Below are 22,409 nucleotides of genomic sequence, written 5' to 3'. Positions count from 1 at the left end.
CCGGATGACAGGGTGTGCCGAGTGTACGCCAGAAGCCCGGACATACGGGCTAGGCGAAAACGCTTATTGGGAAGTTGTCGATATTTTATTGACAATGTGCGCTAACATTGCCGTCCGAACCGTGCCAGTCCGATGACGCAACCCCGCATTTATCCGCTCGGCGATGCCGCCCTCGTCTGCGAGGTGCCGCCGCCCGCCACGCTCGATTGCCAGCGCCGCGTCTGGGCCGTCGCCGAGGTCGCACGCGCGTGGCCCGACGTGATCGACGTCGTGCCGGGCATGAACAACCTGACGATCGTGTTCGACGCGCTCGCCACGACGGCCGACTCGCTCACGCCGGCGCTGCGCGACGCGTGGGAAACCGCCGACGTCGAGCACGCGGACGGCCGGGAAATCGACATCCCGGTCGAATACGGCGGCGCCGCCGGTCCCGACCTCGCGGCCGTCGCCGCGCACACCGGGCTGTCGGCCGACGAAGTCGTCGCACGCCACGCGGCCGGCGCCTACGTCGTGTTCTTCGTCGGCTTCCAGCCGGGCTTCGCGTATCTCGGCGGCCTCGATGCGTCGCTGCACACGCCGCGCCGCGCGGCCCCGCGCCTCGAGGTGCCGGCCGGCTCGGTCGGCATCGGCGGCGCGCAGACGGGCATCTATCCGGCCACGTCGCCCGGCGGCTGGCAGCTGATCGGCCGCACGTCGCACGTGCTGTTCGACCCGGCGCGGCCGCAGCCGACGCTGCTGCTGCCCGGCGACCGCGTGCGCTTCACCATTGCCGGAGTCGACGCGACATGAGCCAGAACACCGCACCGGGCACGATCGAGGTCGTCCGCGCCGGCCCGCTGTCGACCGTGCAGGATCTCGGCCGCCGCGGCACGCGCCATCTCGGCGTCGCGCAGGGCGGCGCGCTCGACGGCCTCGCGCTCGAGGTCGGCAACCGGCTGGTCGGCAACCGCCCCGACGCAGCGGCCGTCGAAATCACGATCGGCCCGGCCGCGTTCCGCTTCACGCGCGCGACGCGCATCGCGATCACCGGCACCGAATTCGGCGCGACGCTCGACGGCCGGCCCGTGTATTCCTGGTGGAGCCTGCCGGTCGACGCCGGGCAGACGCTCGTGCTGCCGGCCGCGAAACGCGGCATGCGCGGCTACCTGTGCATCGCGGGCGGCATCGACGTGCTGCCGATGCTCGGCTCGCGCAGCACCGATCTCGCGTCGCGCTTCGGCGGCCTCGGCGGCCGCGCGCTGCGCGACGGCGACCGGCTGCCGGTCGGTGTGCCGCCGGCCGGCGCCGGCTGCCTCGCGGCCGATGCGCCCGAATTCGGCGTGAAGGCGCCCGCGTGGTGCGCGTTCGTGCGCGTCGACGAACCGCCGCGCCGCCACCGGCCCGCGCATGCGCCGTGGGCGATGCCCGTGCGCGTGCTGCCGGGCCCCGACTACGCGTCGTTCGCGGCCGATTCGCAGCAGGCGTTCTGGGACGAGGAATGGCTCGTCACCGCGAACAGCAACCGGATGGGCTATCGTCTCGCCGGCGCCGAACTGGTGCGCGAGCGGCCGGTCGAGCTGCTGTCGCACGCGGTGCTGCCCGGCACGATCCAGGTGCCGCCGAACGGCCAGCCGATCGTGCTGATGCACGATGCGCAGACCACCGGCGGCTATCCGAAGATCGGCACGGTGATCCGCGCGGATCTCTGGAAACTCGCACAGGCGCGGCTCAACCTGCCGATCCGCTTCGTGCGCACGACACCCGACGCCGCGCGCGCCGCCCTGGTCGCGGAACGTGCCTATCTGCGCCAGATCGACGTCGCGATCGAGATGCGCGAGGAAACGCGCCGCCGCGCGCAATCGCGCGCAGCGTGACAATGACGGAAGCAGGACGAAGGACGCGCCACGCACCCGTGGACGAGGAACATCATGGAAATCGATCTGAATGCCGATCTCGGTGAAGGATGCGGATCGGACGAGGCGCTGCTCGACCTCGTCACGTCGGCGAACATCGCGTGCGGCTGGCATGCAGGCGGCGCCAACGCGATGCGCGACTGCGTGCGCTGGGCCGTGCAGAAAGGCGTGTCGATCGGCGCGCACCCGAGCTTTCACGACCCGGAGAATTTCGGCCGCAAGGAAATGCAGCTGCCGGCCGGCGACATCTATGCTGGCGTGCTGTACCAGCTCGGCGCGCTGTCGGCGATCGCGCAGGCCGAGGGCGGCCGCATCGCGCACGTGAAGCCGCACGGCGCGCTGTACAACCAGGCCGCGCGCGACCCGCTGATCGCCGACGCGGTGGTGTCCGCGATCCACGACTTCGATCCGTCGCTGGCCGTGTTCGGGCTCGCGAACAGCGTGTTCGTCGCGGCCGCGCGCCACGCGGGGCTCGCCGCGGTGGAGGAAGTGTTCGCCGACCGCGGCTACCGCGCGGACGGCTCGCTCGTGCCGCGCAACCAGCCCGGCGCGCTGATCGACGATGAAGAAGCGGTGCTCGCGCGCACGCTCGACATGGTGCGCGAGCGGAAGGTCCGGGCGGTGAGCGGCGAGTGGGTGCCGCTCAACGCGCAAACGGTCTGCCTGCACGGCGACGGCCCGCATGCGCTCGCGTTCGCGCAGCGGATCCGCGCGGCGCTCGAAGCGGCAGGTGTCGATGTCGTCGCGCCCGGCGCGCTGCAGGCCGGCGAAGACGCATGATGGCGTGACGCGTCGTCGAAGCGCTCAGCCGCCGCAGGCCAAAAACCGCCGCCACAAAAGAAAAAAGCGCCCTCGTGGCGCTTTTCTGTTGGCGCAATCGCCGCGGACTTCGCCGTCTGTCGATTCGCCCCCCGAAACCGTCTGTCGACGGTGACCGGAAACATGCTCCGGATCAAAAAACGTCCGCCGCCGCCCGCTTGCTGCTTCCCCCGGTCGGACGACGGAACGTTGCTTATGCCGCAAGTCTGTCGCATGCATTTGTTGTGCCGACGATGTTTGGCCCCGCCGTGCATGCAGACACTCCGCGGCCGGCACGTTACATACGTGCCGGCTACGCTAACCCCGCGCTTTGTTTTCTGCTACCCCGTAGAACTTATCTATTCTTTTCATTTTTTCAACTTGTGGGATGAAGAATAGAGATTGGCAGAACCGGATGTCAATCGTTTTAAACGCTATTTCCTGAAGATTCGAGGGTTTTCCTTATCGAGTCGCGCGGCCGCGCGGGCGCCTCGCAGCGCGTGCATCTCGTCGATCAAACAGGGGAGGATCGGCGCGCGGTGCGCGGCGCGATCAGTTCGCGTCGACCTGATACCCTTGCTGGCGCAACAATTCGAGCACGCCGCGCGGGCCGCCCAGATGCAGCGCGCCGATGGCGACGAATACCGGCCGGTTCGGCGCGGCGATTGCCGTCATCCGCGCAACGAAGCGCCGGTTGCGCTCGTACAGGATCTTGTTGTCGATCGACGCCGACAGCGCCTTCGAACGGGCCAGCCGCTCGCTCTTCGCGACCGCCCACGCCGAGATCGCGTCGGCGTCGCCAATTCGCCACAGCCGGTGCAGCGCCTTGATGTCGTCGGCGTTCTGCGCCGGGGTCTGCACCATGTCCTGCGCGAGCATCTCGCGCTGCTCGGCGAGCGTCAGCCCGGTGAACGCGCGCATCTGCTCGGCGAGCGTCTCGAGCCCGATCACGCGGCCGCCCTTCTTCTTCAGGAACACGTTCTGCAGCTGCGCCTCGGTGCCGTACTCGGTCTGCAGGCCGGCCGCCAGCGAGTCGTAGGTCTCGACGACCAGCGCCGCGAGCCACGGCCGCATCCGGCGGATCTCCGCGAGCGCTGCCGGGTTGCCGCGCAGGCGCGCCGCGAGGCGCTGCCACTGCGGCTCGGGCAGCAGGCGCTGCAGGCACGGGTAGCGGCATACGCCGTACTTCGACACGTCGTCCTGCGATTCGAGGAGATCGTCCGGCGACAGCTCGAGCGCGAGCGTCGGCGACGCGGCGAGCGCCGAGAGGATGCGCGGCCGGAACGGCTGCGCGGGCGGATAGTCGGACGGGTCGCCCGTGTGCAGCGTGCCGAGCACGTACAGCGTGACCCTGCCCCGGGTGGCGACATAGAACGGCATGCGCGCGGGCTGCACGCGCACCGTGCCGCGCGCGACCGTGCCGTTCGACACGGACGGCACGTGGAAGCCCGGCAGGTTCATGCCCGGCGGCGGAACCTGCGACGGATGGATCGGCGAACTCGCCGGCGCGCGCCCTTCGGCACGCGCGGCGTCGGCCGGGACCAGCACGCTGGCCGCCACGCACGCGCCGGCCAGCGCCGCGCCCGTGACCGTGCGCACGCTCCAGCGCCGTGCATTGCGGCACGCGCGCATCACGCGCGCGCGGCCGCCCCCCGAACGGCGCACGCCAGGCGCGCGCGCCGCCAAACCATCAGGCATTCACCTCCCCTACCTCCTCGGCGCGATGGCAGGCCACGCGGCGTCCGTCGACGTCGCGCAGCTGCGGTTCCTCGACGCGGCAGCGCTCGACCGCGTACGGGCAGCGCTGGTGAAACGCGCAGCCCGACGGCGGATTGAGCGGCGACGGCAGCTCGCCCTGCAGCTTGATCTGCACGCGGCGGTCTTCCTCGAAGATCGCCGGCGTCGCCGACATCAGCGCGCGCGTGTACGGATGGCGCGGATGCGCGTAGATCGTCGCCTTGTCGCCGAGCTCCGCGACGCTGCCGAAGTACATCACCATCACGTCGTCGGCGACGTGCTCGACCACCGACAGGTTGTGCGAGATGAACACGTAGCTCGTCTTGAACTGCTCCTGCAGGTCCATGAACAGGTTCAGGATCTGCGCCTGGATCGACACGTCGAGCGCGGACACCGGTTCGTCGGCGACCACGATCCGCGGATCGAGGATCATCGCGCGCGCGATCGCGACCCGCTGGCGCTGGCCGCCCGAGAACATGTGCGGATAACGCTTCGCGTGCTCGGGCCGCAGGCCGACCGTGCGCATGATCTGCGCGACGCGCGCCGCGCGTTCGGCGGCCGTCAGGTTCGCGTTGATCTCGAGCGGCTCGGACAGCGTCTGCTCGACCGTCTTGCGCGGGTTCAGCGATGCGAACGGGTTCTGGAACACCATCTGCACGCGGCGTCGCAGGTCGGCGACCGTCTCGCGGCTCGCGCCGGCCACGTCCTTGCCGTCGATCGTCAGGTGGCCCGAGGTGGGCGTCTCGATCATCGTGAGCTGGCGCGCGAGCGTCGATTTCCCGCAGCCCGACTCGCCGACGACGGCAAGCGTCTTGCCGCGCTTGAGCGAAAACGACACGCCGTTCAGCGCCTTCACCGTGCCCTGCCCGAACATCCCGCGCTTGACCGTGTAATGCTTCGCGAGCCGGTCGGCGACCAGCACCGCTTCCTCGTCGTGCGGCACGCGAGGCGTTTCGTGGACTGCATTCATCGTGCGCCTCCCGTCAGGTCGAGGTTGGAAACATTGAGCGGCTTGATGCAGCGCGCGCGCATCGCATCGTTGGCCGGCACCAGCGTATCGAGCGCCGGACGCGCCTTGCGGCAATCGTCGACGACGTACTTGCAGCGCGGCGCGAACAGGCACCCGGACGGGCGATCATCGCGGCCCGGCACCATGCCCGGCAATGCGGCAAGGCGACGCGCCCCCTGATTGTGCTCGGGAATCGCCGCGAGCAGCGCTTCGGTATACGGATGATGCGGCGCACGGAAGATGTCCGGCACGCGATTGGTCTCGATGACCTCGCCCGCATACATCACCGCGACGCGCTGCGCGACCTCCGACACCACGGCCAGGTCGTGCGAGATCAGCACGAGCGCCATCCCGCGCTCCTTCTGCAGCTTCACAAGCAGGTCCATGATCTGCGCCTGGATCGTCACGTCGAGCGCGGTGGTCGGCTCGTCGGCGATCAGCAGCTTCGGGTTGCACGCGACCGCCATCGCGATCATCACGCGCTGGTTCATGCCGCCCGACATCTGGTGCGGGAACGCCGTGATGCGGTTCTTCGCATCGGGAATGCCGACCTGGTCGAGCAGTTCGAGCGCGCGCCGGTGCAGCGCGTCGCCGCGCAGGCCTTCGTGCAGCTTCAGCACCTCCTTGATCTGGTAGCCGACCGTGTAGCTCGGGTTCAGGCTCGTCAGCGCGTCCTGGAACACCATCGCGATGTCCTTGCCGACGATCTTGCGGCGCGCCTTCGGCGACGCCTTCAGCAGGTCCACGCCGTTGAACGTGACCTCGTCGGCCGTCACCTTGCCCGGCGCGTCGATCAGGCCCATCAGCGCCATCATCGTCACGCTCTTGCCCGAGCCCGATTCGCCGACGACGCCCACCACCTCGCCCGGCGCGATCGACAGGTTGATCCGGTCGACAGCGGGCAGGCCGTTGAAGTTCACCGCGAGATTGCGGATAGTCAGTAGATCTTGGCTCATGGTCACGCCATCCGCTTCAGTTTGGGATCGAGCGCGTCGCGCAGCCCGTCGCCGAGCAGGTTGATCGCGAGCACCGAAATCAGGATCGACAGGCCGGGCATCGTCACGATCCACCATGCGTTGTCGATGTAGTCGCGCGCGGACGCGAGCATCGCGCCCCACTCGGCGGTCGGCGGCTGCACGCCGAGGCCGAGGAAGCCGAGCGCGGCCGCGTCGAGGATGGCCGACGAGAAGCCGAGCGTCGCCTGCACGATCAGCGGCGCCGTGCAGTTCGGCAGCACCTGCGAGAACATCAGGCGCAGCGTGCCGGCACCGGCCACGCGCGACGCCGTCACGTACTCCTTCTGCAGTTCGCCGAGCGCGGATGCGCGCGTGAGGCGCACGTAGGCCGGCAGCGCGACGATCGCGATCGCGAACATCGTGTTGGTGAGGCCCGGGCCGATGATCGCGACGACCGCGACCGCGAGCAGCAGCGACGGCAGCGCGAGCAGCACGTCCATGATGCGCATCACCGGCGTGTCGGCCCATTTCTGGAAGAACGCGGCGACCAGCCCGAGCACGATGCCGGGGATCAGCGCGAGCACGACCGACACGAAGCCGATCCAGAACGACATGCGCGCGCCGAACATCAGGCGCGAAAGGATGTCGCGGCCCGCTTCGTCGGTGCCGAGGATGAACTGCCAGTTGCCGCCCGCGAGCCATGCGGGCGGGATCTTCACGTAGTCGCGGTATTGCTCGACCGGGCTGTGCGGCGCGATCAGCGGCGCGAACAGCGCGACCAGGATCAGCACCAGCACGACGATGCCGGCGCCGACGGCGCCGCGGTTGCGCGAGAAATTGGCCCAGAACTCGCGCAGCGCGAGCGCACGTCCGCCGGCCGGCGCGGATTCGCTCGGCAGGGTGTTTTGCAGATTGCTCATGGAATTACCTCGTGTGGCGGATGCGCGGATTCAGCACGCCGTACAGCAGGTCGACGACCAGGTTCACGACGATCACGAGCGTCGCGATCAGCAGGATGCCGCCCTGGACGACCGGATAGTCGCGGCGGCCGATCGCATCGATCAGCCACTTGCCGACACCGGGCCACGAAAAGAGCGTCTCGGTCAGCACGGCGCCGGCCAGCAGCGTGCCGATCTGCAGGCCGATCACGGTGACGACCGGGATCAGCGCATTGCGCAGCGCATGCACGACGACCACGCGCGCGGGCGACAGCCCCTTCGCGCGCGCCGTGCGGATGTAGTCCTCGCGCAGCACTTCGAGCATCGACGAGCGCGTCATCCGCGCGATCACCGCGAGCGGGATCGTGCCGAGCACGATCGCCGGCAGGATCAGGTGGCTGACCGCCGACTTGAACGCGCCTTCGTCGGGTGCGAGCAGCGCGTCGATCAGCATGAAACCGGTCGGATGCGGGAAATCGTATTCGACCGCGATGCGGCCCGACACGGGCGTCCAGCCGAGGTACGACGAAAACACCATGATGAGGATCAGCCCCCACCAGAAGATCGGCATCGAGTAGCCGGTGAGCGCGGTGCCCATCACGCCATGATCGACGACCGAGCCGCGCCGCAGCGCGGCGATCACGCCGGCCGGCAGCCCGACCGCGAGCGCGAACACGAGCGCGCACAGCGACAGTTCGACGGTCGCCGGGAAGCGCGCGAAGAATTCGCCCGCGACGCTGGTGTTGGTGATGATCGACGTGCCGAGGTCGCCATGCAGCGCCCGGCCGATGTAGTGGATGTACTGCAGCGGCAGCGGCTGGTCGAGCCCGAGCCGTTTCATGGCCTCCGCATGCATCGCGGGATCGACGCCACGCTCGCCCATCATCACTTCGATGGGGTCGCCCGGTATCAGGTGAATCAGCGCAAACGCCAGGATGGTGATGCCGATGAAGGTCGGGATCACCATGCCCACGCGGCGCAACACGAATGTGAACATGATGCGTCTCGTATTTTCTTGTGGGAAATGTACGACCGGCGACGAGGGGCTTTTGGCCCCTCGTCGCCGGATGATTTCAAGCCGGTCTTCTCAAGACGACAGCTTACGCCAGGCCGGTTACTTCACGCTGACACCGTCGAAACGCGCATAGCCGAGCGGCTCGATGCGCATGTCGACCACGTTCTTGCGTACCGGCTGGTAGACCGTCGAGTTCGCGATCGGCGAGAACGGCAGCTGCTGCGCGAAGATCTGCTGGGCCTGCGTGTAGATCTTCGTGCGTGCGTCCTGGCCCGTCGTCGTGCGACCCTTCTGGATCAGGTCGTCGAACGGCTTGTAGCACCAGTGCGAGAAGTTGTTGCCCTTGATCGCCTCGCAGCCGAGCAGCGTGCCGAGCCAGTTGTCGGGGTCGCCGTTGTCGCCCGTCCAGCCGATCAGCATCGTGTCCTGCTCGCCCGTGTGCGCGCGCTTGATGTACTCGCCCCACTCGTACGTGACGATCTTCGCCTTCACGCCGATCTTCGCCCAGTCGGCCTGGATCATCTCGGCCATCAGGCGGGCGTTCGGGTTGTATGCGCGCTGCACCGGCATCGCCCACAGCGTGATGTCGAAACCGTTCGGATAGCCAGCCTTCGCGAGCAGCGCCTTCGCCTTCTCGGTGTCGTTCGGGGCCATCTTCAGGTTCTTGTCGTACGACCATTGGGTCGGCGGCATCGGCGCGCTGGCGGCCTGGCCGGCACCCTGATAGACGGATTCGAGAATCGCCTTCTTGTTGATCGCCATGTCGAGCGCCTGACGCACTTCGAGCTTGTCGACCGGCTTGTGCTCGACGTTGTACGCGAGGTAGCCGAGGTTGAAGCCCGGCTGCGACGGCATGTCGATGCCCGAGTCGGCCTTCAGCGCCGCGATGTCGGCCGGACGCGGATAGCTCATCACCTGGCATTCGTTGCGCTTGATCTTCTGCACGCGCACGCCCGGGTCGGGCGTGATCGAGAAGATCAGCTTCGACAGCTTCACCGCGCCCTTCTTCCAGTAATCAGGATTGCCATCGAAACGGATCGTCGCGTCCTTCGTATAGCTGCGGAAGATGAACGGGCCCGTGCCGACCGGCTTCTGGTTGATGTCGGCGGCCTTGCCGGCCTTCATCAGCTGGTCGCCGTATTCGGCCGACAGGATCGACGCGAATTCCATCGCCATGTTCTGGATGAACGGCGCGTTCGGCTCGGACAGCGTGAACTTCACGGTGTACGGATCGACCTTCTCGATCTTCGTGATCAGCTTGTCGAGGCCCATGTCGGTGAAGTACGGGAACGACACCGGGTAGGCCTTGCGGAACGCATTGTTCGGATCGAGCATGCGCTCGAACGAGAACACGACGTCGTCCGCGTTGAATTCACGCGTCGGCTTGAAGAAGTCGGTCGTGTGGAACTTCACGCCATGACGCAGGTGGAACGTGTACACCTTGCCGTCGGACGAGACGTCCCATTTCTCGGCGAGGCCGGGTTCGACCTTGGTGCCGCCGCGCTCGAATTCGACGAGGCGGTTGTAGACGGTGAACGTGGCGGCGGTGAAATCGACGCCGGTCGTGAATTGCGCGGAATCGAAACCCGCCGGGCTGCCTTCTGAGCAGTAGACGAGTGTTTTGTTCGGGATCTGTGCGAATGCAGAACCCGCGACGCCGAGCGATGCCGCTGCCACGCCTGCGATGGCGGTAACACGCAGGGTGTGCAACAGACGGTTGTATTCCATGTTTCCTCCAGGTCTCCAGATCGGAACCGGTCCCCCTGGGGGCCGGGTACGCGGATATTACTTGAGCTAACGATTTTGCAACAAGCTGGAGAAAAAACTCTTCTAGACGCGCATCAACGCGGGTTTTTGCCGATGTCTTGCGCACGTGAAAAGTGCCTCTGCGCGCGCGAGCGGCCATTTCGTTCATCCCGCGCATGTTTCGTTCGACAACTAAACAATTCGGGCGCGAACGCAGAGGGTTGTCGCACCGTGCTCGGGGCCAGGCCGCACATCGTTGCGGCTTCCGAAACGATGCATGCGATGCAATGCAACGTCAGGCCGGCGCATCGAGATCCGCGCTGCGCGCGGGCACGAACGCGACCGCGACGATCGACAGTGCGATTCCCGCCATCACGTAATAGGTCGGCGCGAGCGGCGTGCCCGTCACCTTGATCAGCCACGTGACGATGAACTGCCCGAAACCGCCGAACAGCATCACCGCGACGTTGTACGCGATCGACAGCCCGGTCGAGCGCACGTTGGCCGGGAACAGCTCGGCGATCATCGCGCCGAACGGTCCGTAGTAGCCGGCGAGCGTCACCGACAGCACGGCCTGCACCGCGATCAGCCGCGCGATGCTCGGCGCCGCGTCGAGCCACGCGAACAGCGGATACATCAGCACGAGCGTCAGCCCGAGCGACCACAGCGACAGCCCCTTGCGGCCGATGCGGTCCGACCATGCGCCCGCGACCGGCGACAGCACCATCAGCAGCAAGTTGCCGATGATCACCGCATAGAACGATTGCGCATACGGCAGCTTCAGCTGCTTCACCGCGAAGGTCGGCAGATAGCTGATCAGCACGTAGACCGTCACCGTCAGCGCGATCACCGAGCCGAGCCCGCACAGCACCTCGCGCGGATGGCGCGTGAACACTTCGCCGAGCGTTGCGCGGCGTGCGCTTTGCTGCGCATGCAGGAACGCTTCGGAATCGGCGAGATGACGGCGGATGTAGAAACCGATCGGGCCGATCACGAGCCCGAGGATGAACGGCACGCGCCAGCCCCAGCTGCGCAGCGCGTCGTGCGACAGCCCGCGCGTGACGGCCGCGCCGACGAGCGCGCCGATCAGCAGCGCGCCCGCCTGGCTCGCCATCTGCCAGCTGCCGTAGAAGCCGCGTTTCGAGAACGGCGCGGCTTCGATCAGCAGCGCCGTTGCGCTGCCGAATTCGCCGCCCGCCGAGAAGCCCTGCAACAGGCGCCCGAGCACGATCAGGAGCGGGCCGCCGATGCCGATCGCCGCATAGGGCGGCGCGATCGCGAGCAGGAAGATGCCGGCCGTCATCAGCAGGATCACGAGCGACAGCGCGGCCTTGCGGCCCGCGCGGTCGGCGTACAGCCCGAACACGATGCCGCCGATCGGGCGCATGAAGAACGCGACGCCGAAGGTCGCGGTGGTCAGGAGCAGCGACGAGTATTCGCTGGTCGTCGGGAAGAACAGCTCGGCGATCACGACGGTCATGAAGCCGAACACCGTGAAGTCGTACCACTCGAGCGCGTTGCCGATCACGGCGGCGACCACCGCGCGGCGGTTCAGCGCGCGCTCGGGCCGGATCGTTTTCGTTGAATTCGCAATCGTCGCCATGCGAGCCTCGTTCTCGTGAATTCGCCGTATCGGGCGCGGCGCTCGGAGGGGCCGCGGCGCGTTGGTTTGCAGCGAGTGTAGAAAGCGACGGAACCGTTTTCAAGCATAAAAAACGCCCGCCATCGTCCGACGGCGGGCGTTTTGGGGTTTTCGCCACATTGCGGCAGCGCACGATGCCGCCGCGGGCATCAACCCATCTTCGAGAATGCGCTGCACCAGCCCTTCGCCGATACCTGCTTGCCCGGGAATGCCGCGCACGGGCCCGACGCCGAGCCCTTCTTGCCCTGGTACAGCATGCAGGCCGCGCAATCCTGGCCCGCTGCGTATTTCGGATACTTCGTCTTGTCGACCTTGGTGGCATCGGCCTTGTAGCCGAGCGCCACGGCGGCCGGATCCGTTTCCGACAGCATCGGCGCATCGGCCAGCGCTTCGCGCGACAGCGCCAGCGCGGACACGGCGCCGATGCTCGTGATCAGGAAACTCCGACGGGATGTTTTCATGGGGGACTCGCTCCAACGTTATCGGTTTGAAAGCCGTTCTGGCGACGGCCGTTCAACAGAATAACGCTCAAGCGCATGAATGTGCGCGCCGAAATGCCGGAGATAAGGGATTTCACACGGGGTTTCGCACGGCCGGCCCGCACGGATGCGGGCCGTGTGCGTCAGCCACGCGACGTCATGTCGGCGACGCGCTGCGCGAGCGCGAGCGACGCGGTCAGCCCCGGCGACTCGATGCCGAACAGATTCACGAGGCCGCGCACGCCGTGCTGCGCCGCGCCTTGCACGATGAAGTCGGCCGGCGGCTCGCCGGGCCCCGCGAGCTTCGGCCGGATCCCCGCGTAGGCCGGCTGCAGCGCGTCGTCCGGCAGGTCGGGCCAGTACGTGCGGATCGACGCGTAGAACGCCTGCGCGCGCGCCGGATCGACTTCGTAGCGCAGCGCATCGACCCACTCGACGTCCGGGCCGAAGCGCGCCTGACCGGCGAGATCGAGCGTCAGGTGCACGCCGAGCCCCGCGCGGTCGGGCATCGGATAGACGAGATGCGAGAACGGCGCGCGCCCGGACAGGCTGAAGTAGTTGCCGCGCGCGAGATAGAGCGGCGGCACCCAGCGCGGATCGAGGCCGCGCGTGCGGCGCGCGAGCGCCTGCGCGCCGAGGCCCGCGCTGTTGATCACGCACGCGGCCTCGATTTCGGTCGGCGCGTCGCCGCCGGTGCGCACGACGAAGCGGCCGCCACGCAACACGTCGATCGATTCGACCGGGGATTTCAGCGCGCACACCGCGCCGTCGCGCTCCGCGTCGCCGAGCAGCGCGAGCATCAGCTGGTGGCTGTCGACGATGCCGGTGCTCGGCGAAAACAGCGCCTCCACGCAATCGAGCGCGGGCTCGAGCGTCTGTGCCTCGGTACGCGTGAGCGGCATCAGGTCGAGCACGCCGTTTTCCGCCGCGCGCGCGGCGATCGCCTTCAACTGCTTCACCTGCGCGGCGCTCGTCGCGACGAGCAGTTTGCCCACGCGCCGGTGCGGCACGTGACGCGTTTCGCAGAACTCGTACAGCAGGTCGCGCCCGTGCACGCACGACATCGCCTTCAGCGAGCCGCGCGCGTAGTAGAGCCCCGCGTGAATCACCTCGCTGTTGCGCGAGCTCGTGCCCGTGCCGATTGCGTCGGCCGCCTCGAGCACGATCGTTTCGCGTCCGCGCGCGGCCAGTTCCCGCGCAATCGCAAGACCGACGACACCCGCGCCGATCACCACACAATCCGTCTGCTCCATGGCGTTTCGCGTCGCTCACGCGTCGAGGGGAGAGAAGAGAATTGTACGTCCCGGTTCGCCCGCCTGCCGAACGCCTGTCTGTCGGCCCGCATGCTTGCGCCGCGGCCTGCGCGGCGCGACGCGCGCAGGCCGCGGCGAGGCGCGCGCCGCCGGCTCAGAACCCGATCGGCCGGCGCTTCGCCGCGCCCTCGTCGGCGCGGATGTCGGACGGTGCGATCACGTCCCGGCCGTCGAGCCGCGCGGCGCCGAACGCATGCAGCAGCGCACGGCGCATCGTGCGCGGCGGCGTCGCGGCCAGCACGTCGAGCGCGTCGTCGTCGAGCGTGTCGGGGAAGCGCCGCCCCCACGCGTGCGACGTGCGGATCTCGTCGTAGATCGTCTGCGCGATCCGGCGCGCGCCGGCCGCGTCCGGCGGCGCGATCTCGTACACGTTCATCCGGTTCAGCAGCGGCTCCGGGATCGCCTGCGCATCGTTCGCGGTCGCGACCCAGATCACGTTGCCCGCATCGATCGGCACCTCGGCGAATTCGTCGACGAACGCGCGCGCGGTGTCGTGCTCGAGCAACGCGTACAGCGCGCCGAGCGGATCGTATTGCGCGTCGCTGCCCGCCTTGTCGATCTCGTCGACCGCGATCACCGGGTTCGCGTAGCTGCCGTTGACGAGCGCTTCGAACACCTTGCCGGGCTTCGCGTTCTTCCATTGCGACGACGCGCCCGACAGGATCCAGCCGGCCGTCAGCGAACTCATCGGCACGTAGTGGTACGCGGTGCCGAGCAGCTGCGCGAGCGCCTTCGCGAAATGCGTCTTGCCGATGCCGGGTGGCCCGAGCAGCAGGATCGGCATCAGTTCGAGCCGGTCGTCGGTCTCGAGGCACAGCGCGACCTGCTTGCGCACGTCGTCGAGGGGCTCGGTGAAATTGGGCAGCGCGTCGCCGAGTTCGTCGAACGACGGCATCCGGTTCGGCTTCACGCAAAAGCGCAGATTGCCGGTCTTGAGCATCCGCTCGTAGGTGGCGCGCAGTGCGTCGCTCGCGCTCTCGTTCAGCTCGTTCAACGCGGTCTCGACCTGCTCGAGGTCGTACACCGTGCTGAAGGATGCCACCGCCAGTTCCTGTTTCACCATCGCCGTCGTCATACCAACCTCGCCACCGCTGCCGTCACACGATCATCAGACCCTTACGATTTCAGTGTAGCGATCCCGCATCGGCGTGCAAGCAAGCAGCCACCGCGGTCTGCTGCTAACACCGTGCGCGCGCTGCGGCGTCGCGCCGCGCGGCGTATGATCGATGGTTCACCGGCCGTCGCGCCGGCCTCGCCACGGCGCCCGCGCGGCGCCGCGCGCTTCGTCTCGAAGGGTTGCCGATGTCGCATACCATCGAGAACCGCCTCGTCACCGAGCGCGCGAGCGTCGCCGAGTTCGCGCGCTTTTTCGCTTGAAAACGCGTGACGCGCACCTACCTTTCGATCAGGACCAAATCGTGCTGCGAACCCGCGGCGACGCGTCCTGTCACACCACCGTCCGGATCGATCGGGCGTAAGATGTGCGTCCGTTCCCCGCTACCCCGCGTTTCCGGAGAAGTTTCATGCTGAAACACGGCCTGGCCGTCCTGCTCGCGAGCGCCGCGCTCGCGGCCCATGCGCAGAGCGCCGCACCGGCAGCCGTCGCATGGGAGATCCAGGTGGTGCGCGACGGTCAGACGATCGACACGTTCCAGCAACGCACCACCGTCGGTCAGACCCGCACCGACACCCATCGCTATCCGTCCGCCGTGCCCGTCGGCTGCGGCAACGCCGCGCGCGTCGTGCCGACCGAGCGCTCGCGCTCGGTGACGGTCGCGCCGCTCACCGTCGACGACGCCGCCCGCACCGTGTCGCTCGCGCTCGACGTGCAGGAAACCCTCGACGACGAAAACGCGACGCGCAACGATCCGTGCGTGCCCGCGTCGCCGCGGCAAATCGTCGCGAGCCATCCGGGGCTGTCGGTCGGCGGCGACGCATGGACCGACTGGACGCTCGTCGAGCAGCGCCCGCATCTCGTCTACCGCGTGCGCGCGCACGTCGCGAAGGACTGAGCGCCATGTCCGCCGACGCCCTGTCCCTGCCGTTCGCCGAACCGCACGCCGCGCCCGACGAAATCACCGCGGTCAGCTGGAACCTGCACAAGGGCCGCTCGCCGCTCGGCTTCACCGCATGGAACGCGATGCGCAACTGGATGCAGTCGACGCACGCCGACGTGTATTTCCTGCAGGAAGCGATGGCGCGCCGCATGCCGCGCCCGATGCTCGCCCCCGGCTTCGGCGCGCCGATGGACGACGCGGTCGACGACGTGTGGCACTGCCAGGCCACCGAGATCGCGCAGGCGCTCGACTGGCAGATCGCGCTCGGACCGAACGTGTTCAAGCCGTCGTGGCGGCACGGCAACGCGATCCTGTCGCCGCATCCGCTCGACCTCGGCGGCCGCTGGGACATCTCCGCGCACCGCTTCGAGCGGCGCGGGCTGCTGGTCGCGCGCGCGACGCTCGCCGGCGCGCGGCCCGTCACGCTGCTGTGCGCGCACCTCGCGCTCACGCGTGCGGCGCGGCTGCGCCAGATGCACTGGATCGCGCACTGGATCGTGCGCAACGCGGGCGACGACCCGCTCGTGCTCGCCGGCGACTTCAACGACTGGCGCAACGATTCGGTCGCGCTGTTCGGCGAGATCGGGCTGTCCGAGGTCGCGACGCTGCTCGGCGAGTCGGGCCGCACGTTCCCCGCGTTCTCCCCGGCGCTCGCGCTCGACAAGATGTTCGTGCGCGGGCTGACACCGCTCGAATGGCAGGCGCCGTCCGGCGAAACCGCGTGGCTGTCGGACCACCTGCCGTATATCGCGCGGCTGCGCCTCGATTCGCAGTGACGCGGCAGCACCGCATGCCCGCGACGACCTGCGCGCGTATCGCGGCGGCCGGCTCACCTGCCTGACCCGCTCGAAAGCGTGTGCGTTCCGGACCCGCGTGTTCGCGGCGCGAAGCTCGCTGCCGACCGCTGAAAGCAGTTTGCAAGATTCCGTTGCGCCAAATCCGCGCAGCCGCGCGGGTCAAGCCCGCATCTGCCCCAAGCAGGGTAAAATAACGAGTTCCTCAAACGTCTGTCATCGAGAAGGCGCGTGTCCGACGCGCCGGCCGGCCGATCCGCGATCGGGCCGACGCACTCGGTTTTTTGCCCGTTTTTGGGCCCGTTACACGCGTCCGCTACGCGCGTCCGTTTTCAAAGCCATGAGCAAATACGACACCGCCACCGTCCAATCCGTCCATCACTGGACCGACACGCTTTTCAGCTTCACCTGCACCCGTGAGCCGAGCCTGCGCTTCAACAACGGCGAATTCACGATGGTCGGCCTCGAGGTCGACGGCAAGCCGCTCGCGCGTGCCTACTCGATCGTCAGCCCGAACTACGAAGAGCACCTCGAATTCTTCAGCATCAAGGTCCAGAACGGCCCGCTGACGTCGCGCCTGCAGCACCTGAAGGTGGGCGACTCGGTGCTGATCGGCAAGAAGCCGACCGGCACGCTCGTCGCCGACAACCTGCTGCCCGGCAAGACGCTGTGGATGCTGTCGACCGGCACGGGCCTCGCGCCGTTCATGTCGATCATCCGCGACCCGGACATCTACGAACGCTTCGACAAGGTCATCCTGACGCATACCTGCCGCCTGAAGGGCGAGCTGGCGTACATGGACTACATCAAGCACGACCTGCCGGGCCACGAGTATCTCGGCGACATCATCAAGGAAAAGCTCGTCTACTACCCGACGGTCACGCGCGAAGCGTTCGACAACGAGGGCCGGATCACCGACCTGATCGCGACGGGCAAGCTGTTCGCGGACCTCGGCGTGCCGGCGTTCTCGCCGGAAAACGACCGTGTGATGCTGTGCGGCAGCACCGCGATGCTGAAGGACACGACCGACCTGCTGAAGCAGGCCGGCCTCGTCGAAGGCAAGAACAGCGCGCCGGGTCACTACGTGATCGAACGCGCATTCGTGGACTGATCGAGCCCCGAATTTGTGCCGTATCAAGAACCGGAGCGAAAGCTCCGGTTTTTTTTCGTCCCTACTTGGCGAATTCGTAACAAACTGGGACCATTCCATGTCAAATCGTTACATTTGGATACGGGCGGTCCCGGTGCTTTCGTGTCGGTGTTTTTCCTACAGCCCGCTTCATTCCGATTATTCACATTTACCCTTAAACGTCCGTCCGACATGACCTTTTCAAAATTTTTGAGATATTATTCGGCCCGCGTGGTGACCGTCGGGACGGTCATTGAAGGGTCGGACTCAGACGTTACAAGTTGTAACTTATGTTACTTCGGCAAGGGGCGATTCTCTGACGGCGACCGTGACCGAAACGGCCGCCGATCCACGCAGCCAGCCGGTGCCCGAACCGCTTTCTGACAGCAGGGAGAGTCATGGATACGTCGCTCAACGCGCCCCCGGGCGCCCACGCCCCGTTCCCGTCGCAGCCGCGCGTGCCTCGCGACGACGCGGCCGCCCCCGTGGCCGAAGCCCTGCCCAACCGCGACACGTCCGCCGCCCGGATCGCGGCGCTGTCCCTTCAGCTGACGGCCGCCGACGAAGCGGCCCGCCGCCATCTGGCCGGCGAGCTGCATGACGGGCTCGGTGCCGAACTCACCGCCGCGCGTTTCGCGCTCGCAAACGTTCAAACGTGGCTGCCGGCCGATGCGCCGGACGGCTGCCTGCGCGCGCTCGAGCTGGCGCAGCGGTCGCTCGACGCCGCGACCGACGCCAACCGCCGGCTGATCGACGAGCGCGACACGCCGGCACTCGACGGCGGCGTCGTCGGCGCACTGTCGACGTGGACCGACAGCCACGCGGCCCGCACCGGCCTGCGTACGAGCTTCGTCTGCGCGGCCGACGCGCGGCTCACGCAACTCGCCGGCGCCGGCGCGCTCGCGATCTTCCGGGTCGCGCAGGAAGCGCTGTCGAACGTCGCGAAGCATGCGCGCGCGGCGTCCGTCGACGTGCGGATCGACACGGACGACACGCATCTGTCCCTGATCGTCACCGACGACGGGGCCGGTTTTACCCGCAGCCGGCGCGCCGGCTACGGCCTCGCCGGGATGCGCGCACGCTGCGAAGCGTTCGGCGGCAGCTTCGACGCGCGTGCGCCGGAAGCGGGCCGCGGCACGCGCGTCACCGCGCGCTTCGCGTGGGACTCGCTGTTCGCGGTGCCGGCCGCCGCGCGCCGCGCGTCGCTTTCGTGAGGTCGTCATGAGCCTGAACATCCTGCTCGTGGACGATCATGCGATCGTCCGCCAAGGGATCCGCCACCTGCTGATCGACCGCGGTGTCGCGCGCGACGTGACCGAAGCCGAGACCGGCAGCGATGCGATGGCCGCCGTCGACCGCCAGGCCTTCGACGTGATCCTGCTCGACATCTCGCTGCCGGACGCGAACGGCATCGAGGTGCTCAAGCGCATCAAGCGCAAGCTGCCGGGCACGCCGGTGCTGATGTTCTCGATGTACCGCGAGGACCAGTACGCGGTGCGCGCGCTGAAGGCCGGCGCGTCCGGCTACCTGTCGAAGACGGTGAACGCCGCGCAGATGATCGGCGCGATCCAGCAGGTCGCGGCCGGCCGCAAGTACGTGAGCCCGGCGATGGCCGAGGCGCTCGCCGAATACGTGTCGTTCGAGAACGAACCGCTGCCGCACGAGAAGCTGTCCGACCGCGAATACCAGACGCTCTGCATGCTCGCGTCGGGCAAGCGCCTCACCGACATCGCGAACACGCTGTCGCTGTCGGTGAAGACGGTCAGCGTGTACCGGTCCCGGCTGCTCGAGAAGATGCGGCTGTCGAACAACGCGGAACTGACGTTCTACGTGATGAGCAACCGGCTCGTCGAGATGACGCCCGCGTCGGGCGCCTGATCCGCCGGATACACCGGAATCGCGCCATTCGCCGCGCCGGCCTGCGCCGTGCCGGCGCCGGCCGCCGAATGCTGCGCGCAAGCGCTTGTTTTGGCGGGCGATTCCGGAGCACACCGCTGCGCCGCAGCGGGTCTTTCACGCCAAATCGGCTAAAATTGCGGGTTTTCACTCACTCGGCGCCGCCGCGCTCGCGCACGCCGGAGACACATCCGCAATGTCCCTCTTCCGCAAGAAAAACGTCGATCGCATGATCGCCGGCGCGCACGGCGCCGGGCTCAAGAAAGCGCTCGGCGCAATCGACCTCACCTTCCTCGGCATCGGCGCGATCATCGGCACCGGCATCTTCGTGCTGACCGGCACGGGCGCCGTGCAGGCCGGCCCCGCGCTGATGCTGTCGTTCGTGATCGCCGCGATCGCATGCGGCCTCGCGGCGCTGTCGTACGCCGAATTCGCGTCGACGATTCCGGTCGCGGGCTCGATCTACACGTACTCGTACGCGACGCTCGGCGAGCTCGTCGCCTGGATCATCGGCTGGGACCTGATGCTCGAATACGGCCTCGCGGCGTCGGCCGTGTCGGTCGGCTGGTCGGGCTACCTGCAGTCGCTGCTGCAGGGCTTCGGGCTCTCGCTGCCGACCGTGCTGACGGCCGCACCCGGCGCGATTCCGGGCGTCGTCACCTGGTTCAACCTGCCGGCGTTCCTCGTGATGCTCGTGATCACGACGCTGCTGTCGATCGGCATCCGCGAGTCGACCCGCATCAACAACATCATGGTGTTCATCAAGGTGTCGGTGGTGCTGCTCGTGATCGCGGTCGGCATCTTCCACGTGACGCCCGCGAACTGGAAGCCGTTCATGCCGCACGGCTGGAACGGCGTGTTCGGCGCTGCGGCCGTGATGTTCTTCGCGTTCATCGGCTTCGACGCGGTGTCGTCCGCGGCCGAGGAAGTGAAGAACCCGAAGCGCGACCTGCCGATCGGCATCATCGCGTCGCTCGCGGTGTGCGCGGTGCTGTACGTGACGGTCGCGGCGGTCGCGACCGGCATCGTGCCATCGGCGCAGTACGCGAACGTGTCGCATCCGATCTCGTATGCGCTGCAGATCGCCGGCGAGACGTGGGTCGCGGGCTTCATCGACCTCGGCGCGGTGCTCGGCATGCTGACCGTGATCCTCGTGATGAGCTACGGCCAGACGCGAATCATCTTCGCGATGTCGCGCGACGGGCTGTTGCCGGCGACGCTGTCGCGCGTGCATCCGCGCTACGCGACACCGTTCCTGACGACCTGGCTCGTCGGCCTGTTCTTCGGGCTGATCGCCGCGCTCGTGCCGCTCAACGTGCTCGCCGAGCTGATCAACATCGGCACGCTCGCCGCGTTCTCGATGGTGTCGATCGCGGTGCTGGTGCTGCGCCGCACGCACCCGGAGCTGCCGCGCGCGTTCCGCTGCCCGGGCGTGCCGGTGGTGCCGATCCTCGCGGTCGGCGCGTGCCTGTTCCTGATGCTGAACCTGCAGCCCGTCACGTGGGCCGCGTTCGGCATCTGGCTCGTGATCGGCCTCGTGATCTACTTCCTGTATTCGCGGCGCCACTCGAAGCTCGCACACGGTCATCCCGACGCGCATTGACTGCCGCCGCTGCCGCGCGCAGCACGCAGCGTGCTGCGTGCTGCGTGCTGCGTATAGCGTGTAGCGTGTAGCGGTACGACGCCACGCCGGGCCGTCACCGGCCCCGTGCGACCCGCTCCCTCCCGCCTGAATCGTCCACGCCTGAATCGTCCCCGCCATAGGCGCACCCGCGCGGGCGGCGCGACATGCGCCGCCTCGCCCCGCCCGCGCGCGATCGCTGCCCGATCGTCGCGATTTCTTGCCCGATCGTCCGGATTTGCCGGCACGATCTGCACGCTGCCAGCACGTGCGCGCCGGCCGGTTCATAATCCGGCCATCGAACGACGGCCCGGCCCGGCGGGCCGTCCGGCAACAGGAACAGGATGATGGAAAGCGTCGATCTCGATGTACTGAAATCCAGCGCGCGCTGGCTCGACGAAGGGCGCCGCGTGCTGCTCGTGACGGTCGTGAAGACGTGGGGCTCGTCGCCGCGCCCCGAAGGCGCGATGCTCGCGGTGCGCGAGGACGGGCTCGTGGTCGGCTCCGTGTCCGGCGGATGCATCGAGGACGACCTGATCGCCCGCGTGCATGCGAGCGGAATCGCGGCCGACGCGCGCCCGGAAGCCGTCAAGTACGGCGTGACGGCCGAGGAGGCGCACCGCTTCGGGCTGCCCTGCGGCGGCACGATCCAGCTCGTGCTGGAGCCGCTCACGCGCGACAGCGGGATCGCCGCGTTGTGCGCGGAAGTCGAAGCCGGCCGCCTCGTCACGCGCACGATGACGCTCGCGACCGGGCGCGCGTCGCTGTCACCCGCGCAGGCGACCGACGGGCTCGCGTTCGACGGCGAGCGGCTCGTGACGATCCACGGGCCGCGCTACCGGATGCTCGTGATCGGCGCCGGGCAGTTGTCGCGCTATCTGTGCCAGATCGCGGTCGGGCTCGACTATCAGGTGACGGTTTGCGATCCGCGCGAGGAATACACGGATGCGTGGGACGTGCCGGGCACGCGCGTCGTGCACACGATGCCCGACGACACGGTGCTCGACATGAAGCTCGACGCGCGTTCGGCCGTGATCGCGCTCACGCACGACCCGAAGCTCGACGATCTCGCGCTGATGGAGGCGTTGAAGACGCCCGCGTTCTACGTGGGCGCGCTCGGCTCGCGACGCAACAACGCGGCGCGGCGCGAGCGGCTGCTCGAATTCGACCTGAGCGAGGCGGAACTGGCGCGGCTGCACGGGCCGGCCGGCATCTACATCGGCAGCCGCACGCCGCCCGAAATCGCGATCTCGATCCTCGCCGAAGTGACGGCCGCGAAGAACAACGTGTCGCTGCCGACGATCCTGCAGGTCGAGGGCGCGAAGGCCGCACGCGAGATCGCGGCAAACGGCGGCGCGGCCTGCGGCCTCTGAGGCGTCCCAAACCG

The 22,409-nt window shown here is 68.0% G+C and carries 20 protein-coding genes; 10 read left to right on the top strand and 10 right to left on the bottom strand.

All coding sequences use genetic code 11. The features are described from left to right. Nucleotides 1–132 precede the first annotated feature (132 nt). From pxpB to pxpA, 3 genes are read left to right on the top strand one after another with little or no spacing between them, the layout of a single operon-like run. Complete coding sequence (gene pxpB, locus NQV17_RS23070; RefSeq protein WP_044847862.1) at nt 133–789, top strand: 5-oxoprolinase subunit PxpB; 657 nt, start codon at nt 133–135, stop codon at nt 787–789. Then, on the top strand, nt 786–1,853 hold the full coding sequence (locus tag NQV17_RS23065) for a biotin-dependent carboxyltransferase family protein (protein ID WP_124520540.1): 1,068 nt from the start codon (nt 786–788) through the stop codon (nt 1,851–1,853). The genes pxpB and NQV17_RS23065 overlap by 4 nt, the downstream gene beginning before the upstream one ends. Before the next feature lie 54 nt (nt 1,854–1,907). Then, a complete protein-coding gene (pxpA, locus tag NQV17_RS23060; RefSeq protein WP_257774011.1) occupies nt 1,908–2,672 on the top strand; it encodes a 5-oxoprolinase subunit PxpA in 765 nt (254 codons plus the stop codon). 570 nt (nt 2,673–3,242) lie between these two features. Here pxpA and NQV17_RS23055 read toward each other — a convergent pair. The 10 genes from NQV17_RS23055 to NQV17_RS23010 all read right to left on the bottom strand — a co-directional run bounded on the left by NQV17_RS23055 (nt 3,243) and on the right by NQV17_RS23010 (nt 14,600). After that, nucleotides 3,243–4,388, bottom strand: a complete 1,146-nt coding sequence (locus NQV17_RS23055; protein WP_257774010.1) for a TraB/GumN family protein — start codon at nt 4,386–4,388, stop codon at nt 3,243–3,245. Further along, nucleotides 4,381–5,397, bottom strand: coding sequence for a peptide ABC transporter ATP-binding protein (locus tag NQV17_RS23050; RefSeq protein WP_257774009.1), 1,017 nt, complete (start codon nt 5,395–5,397; stop codon nt 4,381–4,383). Before NQV17_RS23050 ends, NQV17_RS23055 begins: the two co-directional genes overlap by 8 nt. Next, entirely contained in the window at nt 5,394–6,392 is a 999-nt protein-coding gene (locus NQV17_RS23045) for an ABC transporter ATP-binding protein (RefSeq protein WP_044848857.1), read from the bottom strand. Before NQV17_RS23045 ends, NQV17_RS23050 begins: the two co-directional genes overlap by 4 nt. Before the next feature lie 2 nt (nt 6,393–6,394). After that, nucleotides 6,395–7,312, bottom strand: coding sequence for an ABC transporter permease subunit (locus NQV17_RS23040; RefSeq protein ID WP_226117612.1), 918 nt, complete (start codon nt 7,310–7,312; stop codon nt 6,395–6,397). 4 nt (nt 7,313–7,316) lie between these two features. Then, nucleotides 7,317–8,327: an ABC transporter permease subunit gene (locus tag NQV17_RS23035; RefSeq protein WP_257774008.1), complete on the bottom strand. Its 1,011-nt coding sequence runs from the start codon at nt 8,325–8,327 to the stop codon at nt 7,317–7,319. Nucleotides 8,328–8,444: 117 nt separating this feature from the next. Then, entirely contained in the window at nt 8,445–10,073 is a 1,629-nt protein-coding gene (locus tag NQV17_RS23030; protein ID WP_044848854.1) for an ABC transporter substrate-binding protein, read from the bottom strand. Between the two features lie 313 nt (nt 10,074–10,386). Beyond that, entirely contained in the window at nt 10,387–11,694 is a 1,308-nt protein-coding gene (locus tag NQV17_RS23025; protein WP_257774007.1) for an MFS transporter, read from the bottom strand. A 188-nt stretch (nt 11,695–11,882) separates the two neighbouring features. Next, complete coding sequence (locus tag NQV17_RS23020; RefSeq protein WP_257774006.1) at nt 11,883–12,194, bottom strand: high-potential iron-sulfur protein; 312 nt, start codon at nt 12,192–12,194, stop codon at nt 11,883–11,885. Nucleotides 12,195–12,355: 161 nt separating this feature from the next. After that, the gene (locus NQV17_RS23015; RefSeq protein ID WP_257774005.1) at nt 12,356–13,465 is read right to left on the bottom strand and encodes an NAD(P)/FAD-dependent oxidoreductase; all 1,110 of its coding nucleotides are present in this window, start codon (nt 13,463–13,465) and stop codon (nt 12,356–12,358) included. Nucleotides 13,466–13,619: 154 nt separating this feature from the next. Continuing rightward, nucleotides 13,620–14,600: an AAA family ATPase gene (locus NQV17_RS23010; protein ID WP_044848851.1), complete on the bottom strand. Its 981-nt coding sequence runs from the start codon at nt 14,598–14,600 to the stop codon at nt 13,620–13,622. 448 nt (nt 14,601–15,048) lie between these two features. Between NQV17_RS23010 and NQV17_RS23005 the strand changes: the two genes are divergently transcribed. From NQV17_RS23005 to NQV17_RS22975, 7 genes are all read left to right on the top strand, one after another. Beyond that, nucleotides 15,049–15,537, top strand: coding sequence for a hypothetical protein (locus NQV17_RS23005; protein WP_257774004.1), 489 nt, complete (start codon nt 15,049–15,051; stop codon nt 15,535–15,537). Between the two features lie 5 nt (nt 15,538–15,542). Next, on the top strand, nt 15,543–16,358 hold the full coding sequence (locus NQV17_RS23000; RefSeq protein ID WP_044848848.1) for an endonuclease/exonuclease/phosphatase family protein: 816 nt from the start codon (nt 15,543–15,545) through the stop codon (nt 16,356–16,358). A 358-nt stretch (nt 16,359–16,716) separates the two neighbouring features. Beyond that, nucleotides 16,717–17,487: a ferredoxin--NADP reductase gene (locus NQV17_RS22995; RefSeq protein WP_257774003.1), complete on the top strand. Its 771-nt coding sequence runs from the start codon at nt 16,717–16,719 to the stop codon at nt 17,485–17,487. Between the two features lie 416 nt (nt 17,488–17,903). Beyond that, on the top strand, nt 17,904–18,719 hold the full coding sequence (gene rqpS / locus NQV17_RS22990; RefSeq protein WP_257774002.1) for a quorum system sensor histidine kinase RqpS: 816 nt from the start codon (nt 17,904–17,906) through the stop codon (nt 18,717–18,719). A 7-nt stretch (nt 18,720–18,726) separates the two neighbouring features. Then, nucleotides 18,727–19,383 carry a response regulator transcription factor RqpR gene (gene rqpR / locus NQV17_RS22985; protein ID WP_257774001.1) on the top strand — a complete coding sequence of 219 codons (657 nt, stop codon included), beginning with the start codon at nt 18,727–18,729 and terminating at the stop codon, nt 19,381–19,383. A gap of 214 nt (nt 19,384–19,597) precedes the next feature. After that, nucleotides 19,598–21,004, top strand: coding sequence for an amino acid permease (locus NQV17_RS22980; RefSeq protein WP_257774000.1), 1,407 nt, complete (start codon nt 19,598–19,600; stop codon nt 21,002–21,004). Between the two features lie 365 nt (nt 21,005–21,369). Beyond that, nucleotides 21,370–22,395 (top strand): XdhC family protein, encoded by a 1,026-nt coding sequence (locus NQV17_RS22975; RefSeq protein ID WP_044848843.1) that lies wholly within the window; start codon nt 21,370–21,372, stop codon nt 22,393–22,395. Nucleotides 22,396–22,409: the final 14 nt, after the last annotated feature.

It is taken from the genome of Burkholderia sp. SCN-KJ (assembly GCF_024656005.1).
Lineage (GTDB): Bacteria > Pseudomonadota > Gammaproteobacteria > Burkholderiales > Burkholderiaceae > Burkholderia.
Note: the sequence above shows the minus strand (reverse complement) of the source record. Positions and strands in the feature narration are given on the sequence as shown.

Coding starts and splice junctions, on each gene's coding strand:
- NQV17_RS23015 (WP_257774005.1), bottom strand. CDS start 13,465: ATGGAGCAGACGGATTGTGTGGTGATCGGCGCGGGTGTCGTCGGTCTT.
- pxpB (WP_044847862.1), top strand. CDS start 133: ATGACGCAACCCCGCATTTATCCGCTCGGCGATGCCGCCCTCGTCTGC.
- NQV17_RS23045 (WP_044848857.1), bottom strand. CDS start 6,392: ATGAGCCAAGATCTACTGACTATCCGCAATCTCGCGGTGAACTTCAAC.
- NQV17_RS22995 (WP_257774003.1), top strand. CDS start 16,717: ATGAGCAAATACGACACCGCCACCGTCCAATCCGTCCATCACTGGACC.
- NQV17_RS22975 (WP_044848843.1), top strand. CDS start 21,370: ATGGAAAGCGTCGATCTCGATGTACTGAAATCCAGCGCGCGCTGGCTC.
- NQV17_RS23025 (WP_257774007.1), bottom strand. CDS start 11,694: ATGGCGACGATTGCGAATTCAACGAAAACGATCCGGCCCGAGCGCGCG.
- NQV17_RS22980 (WP_257774000.1), top strand. CDS start 19,598: ATGTCCCTCTTCCGCAAGAAAAACGTCGATCGCATGATCGCCGGCGCG.
- pxpA (WP_257774011.1), top strand. CDS start 1,908: ATGGAAATCGATCTGAATGCCGATCTCGGTGAAGGATGCGGATCGGAC.
- NQV17_RS23020 (WP_257774006.1), bottom strand. CDS start 12,194: ATGAAAACATCCCGTCGGAGTTTCCTGATCACGAGCATCGGCGCCGTG.
- NQV17_RS23010 (WP_044848851.1), bottom strand. CDS start 14,600: ATGACGACGGCGATGGTGAAACAGGAACTGGCGGTGGCATCCTTCAGC.
- NQV17_RS23000 (WP_044848848.1), top strand. CDS start 15,543: ATGTCCGCCGACGCCCTGTCCCTGCCGTTCGCCGAACCGCACGCCGCG.
- NQV17_RS23040 (WP_226117612.1), bottom strand. CDS start 7,312: ATGAGCAATCTGCAAAACACCCTGCCGAGCGAATCCGCGCCGGCCGGC.
- NQV17_RS23030 (WP_044848854.1), bottom strand. CDS start 10,073: ATGGAATACAACCGTCTGTTGCACACCCTGCGTGTTACCGCCATCGCA.
- NQV17_RS23005 (WP_257774004.1), top strand. CDS start 15,049: ATGCTGAAACACGGCCTGGCCGTCCTGCTCGCGAGCGCCGCGCTCGCG.
- rqpS (WP_257774002.1), top strand. CDS start 17,904: ATGGATACGTCGCTCAACGCGCCCCCGGGCGCCCACGCCCCGTTCCCG.
- NQV17_RS23035 (WP_257774008.1), bottom strand. CDS start 8,327: ATGTTCACATTCGTGTTGCGCCGCGTGGGCATGGTGATCCCGACCTTC.
- NQV17_RS23065 (WP_124520540.1), top strand. CDS start 786: ATGAGCCAGAACACCGCACCGGGCACGATCGAGGTCGTCCGCGCCGGC.
- NQV17_RS23050 (WP_257774009.1), bottom strand. CDS start 5,397: ATGAATGCAGTCCACGAAACGCCTCGCGTGCCGCACGACGAGGAAGCG.
- NQV17_RS23055 (WP_257774010.1), bottom strand. CDS start 4,388: ATGCCTGATGGTTTGGCGGCGCGCGCGCCTGGCGTGCGCCGTTCGGGG.
- rqpR (WP_257774001.1), top strand. CDS start 18,727: ATGAGCCTGAACATCCTGCTCGTGGACGATCATGCGATCGTCCGCCAA.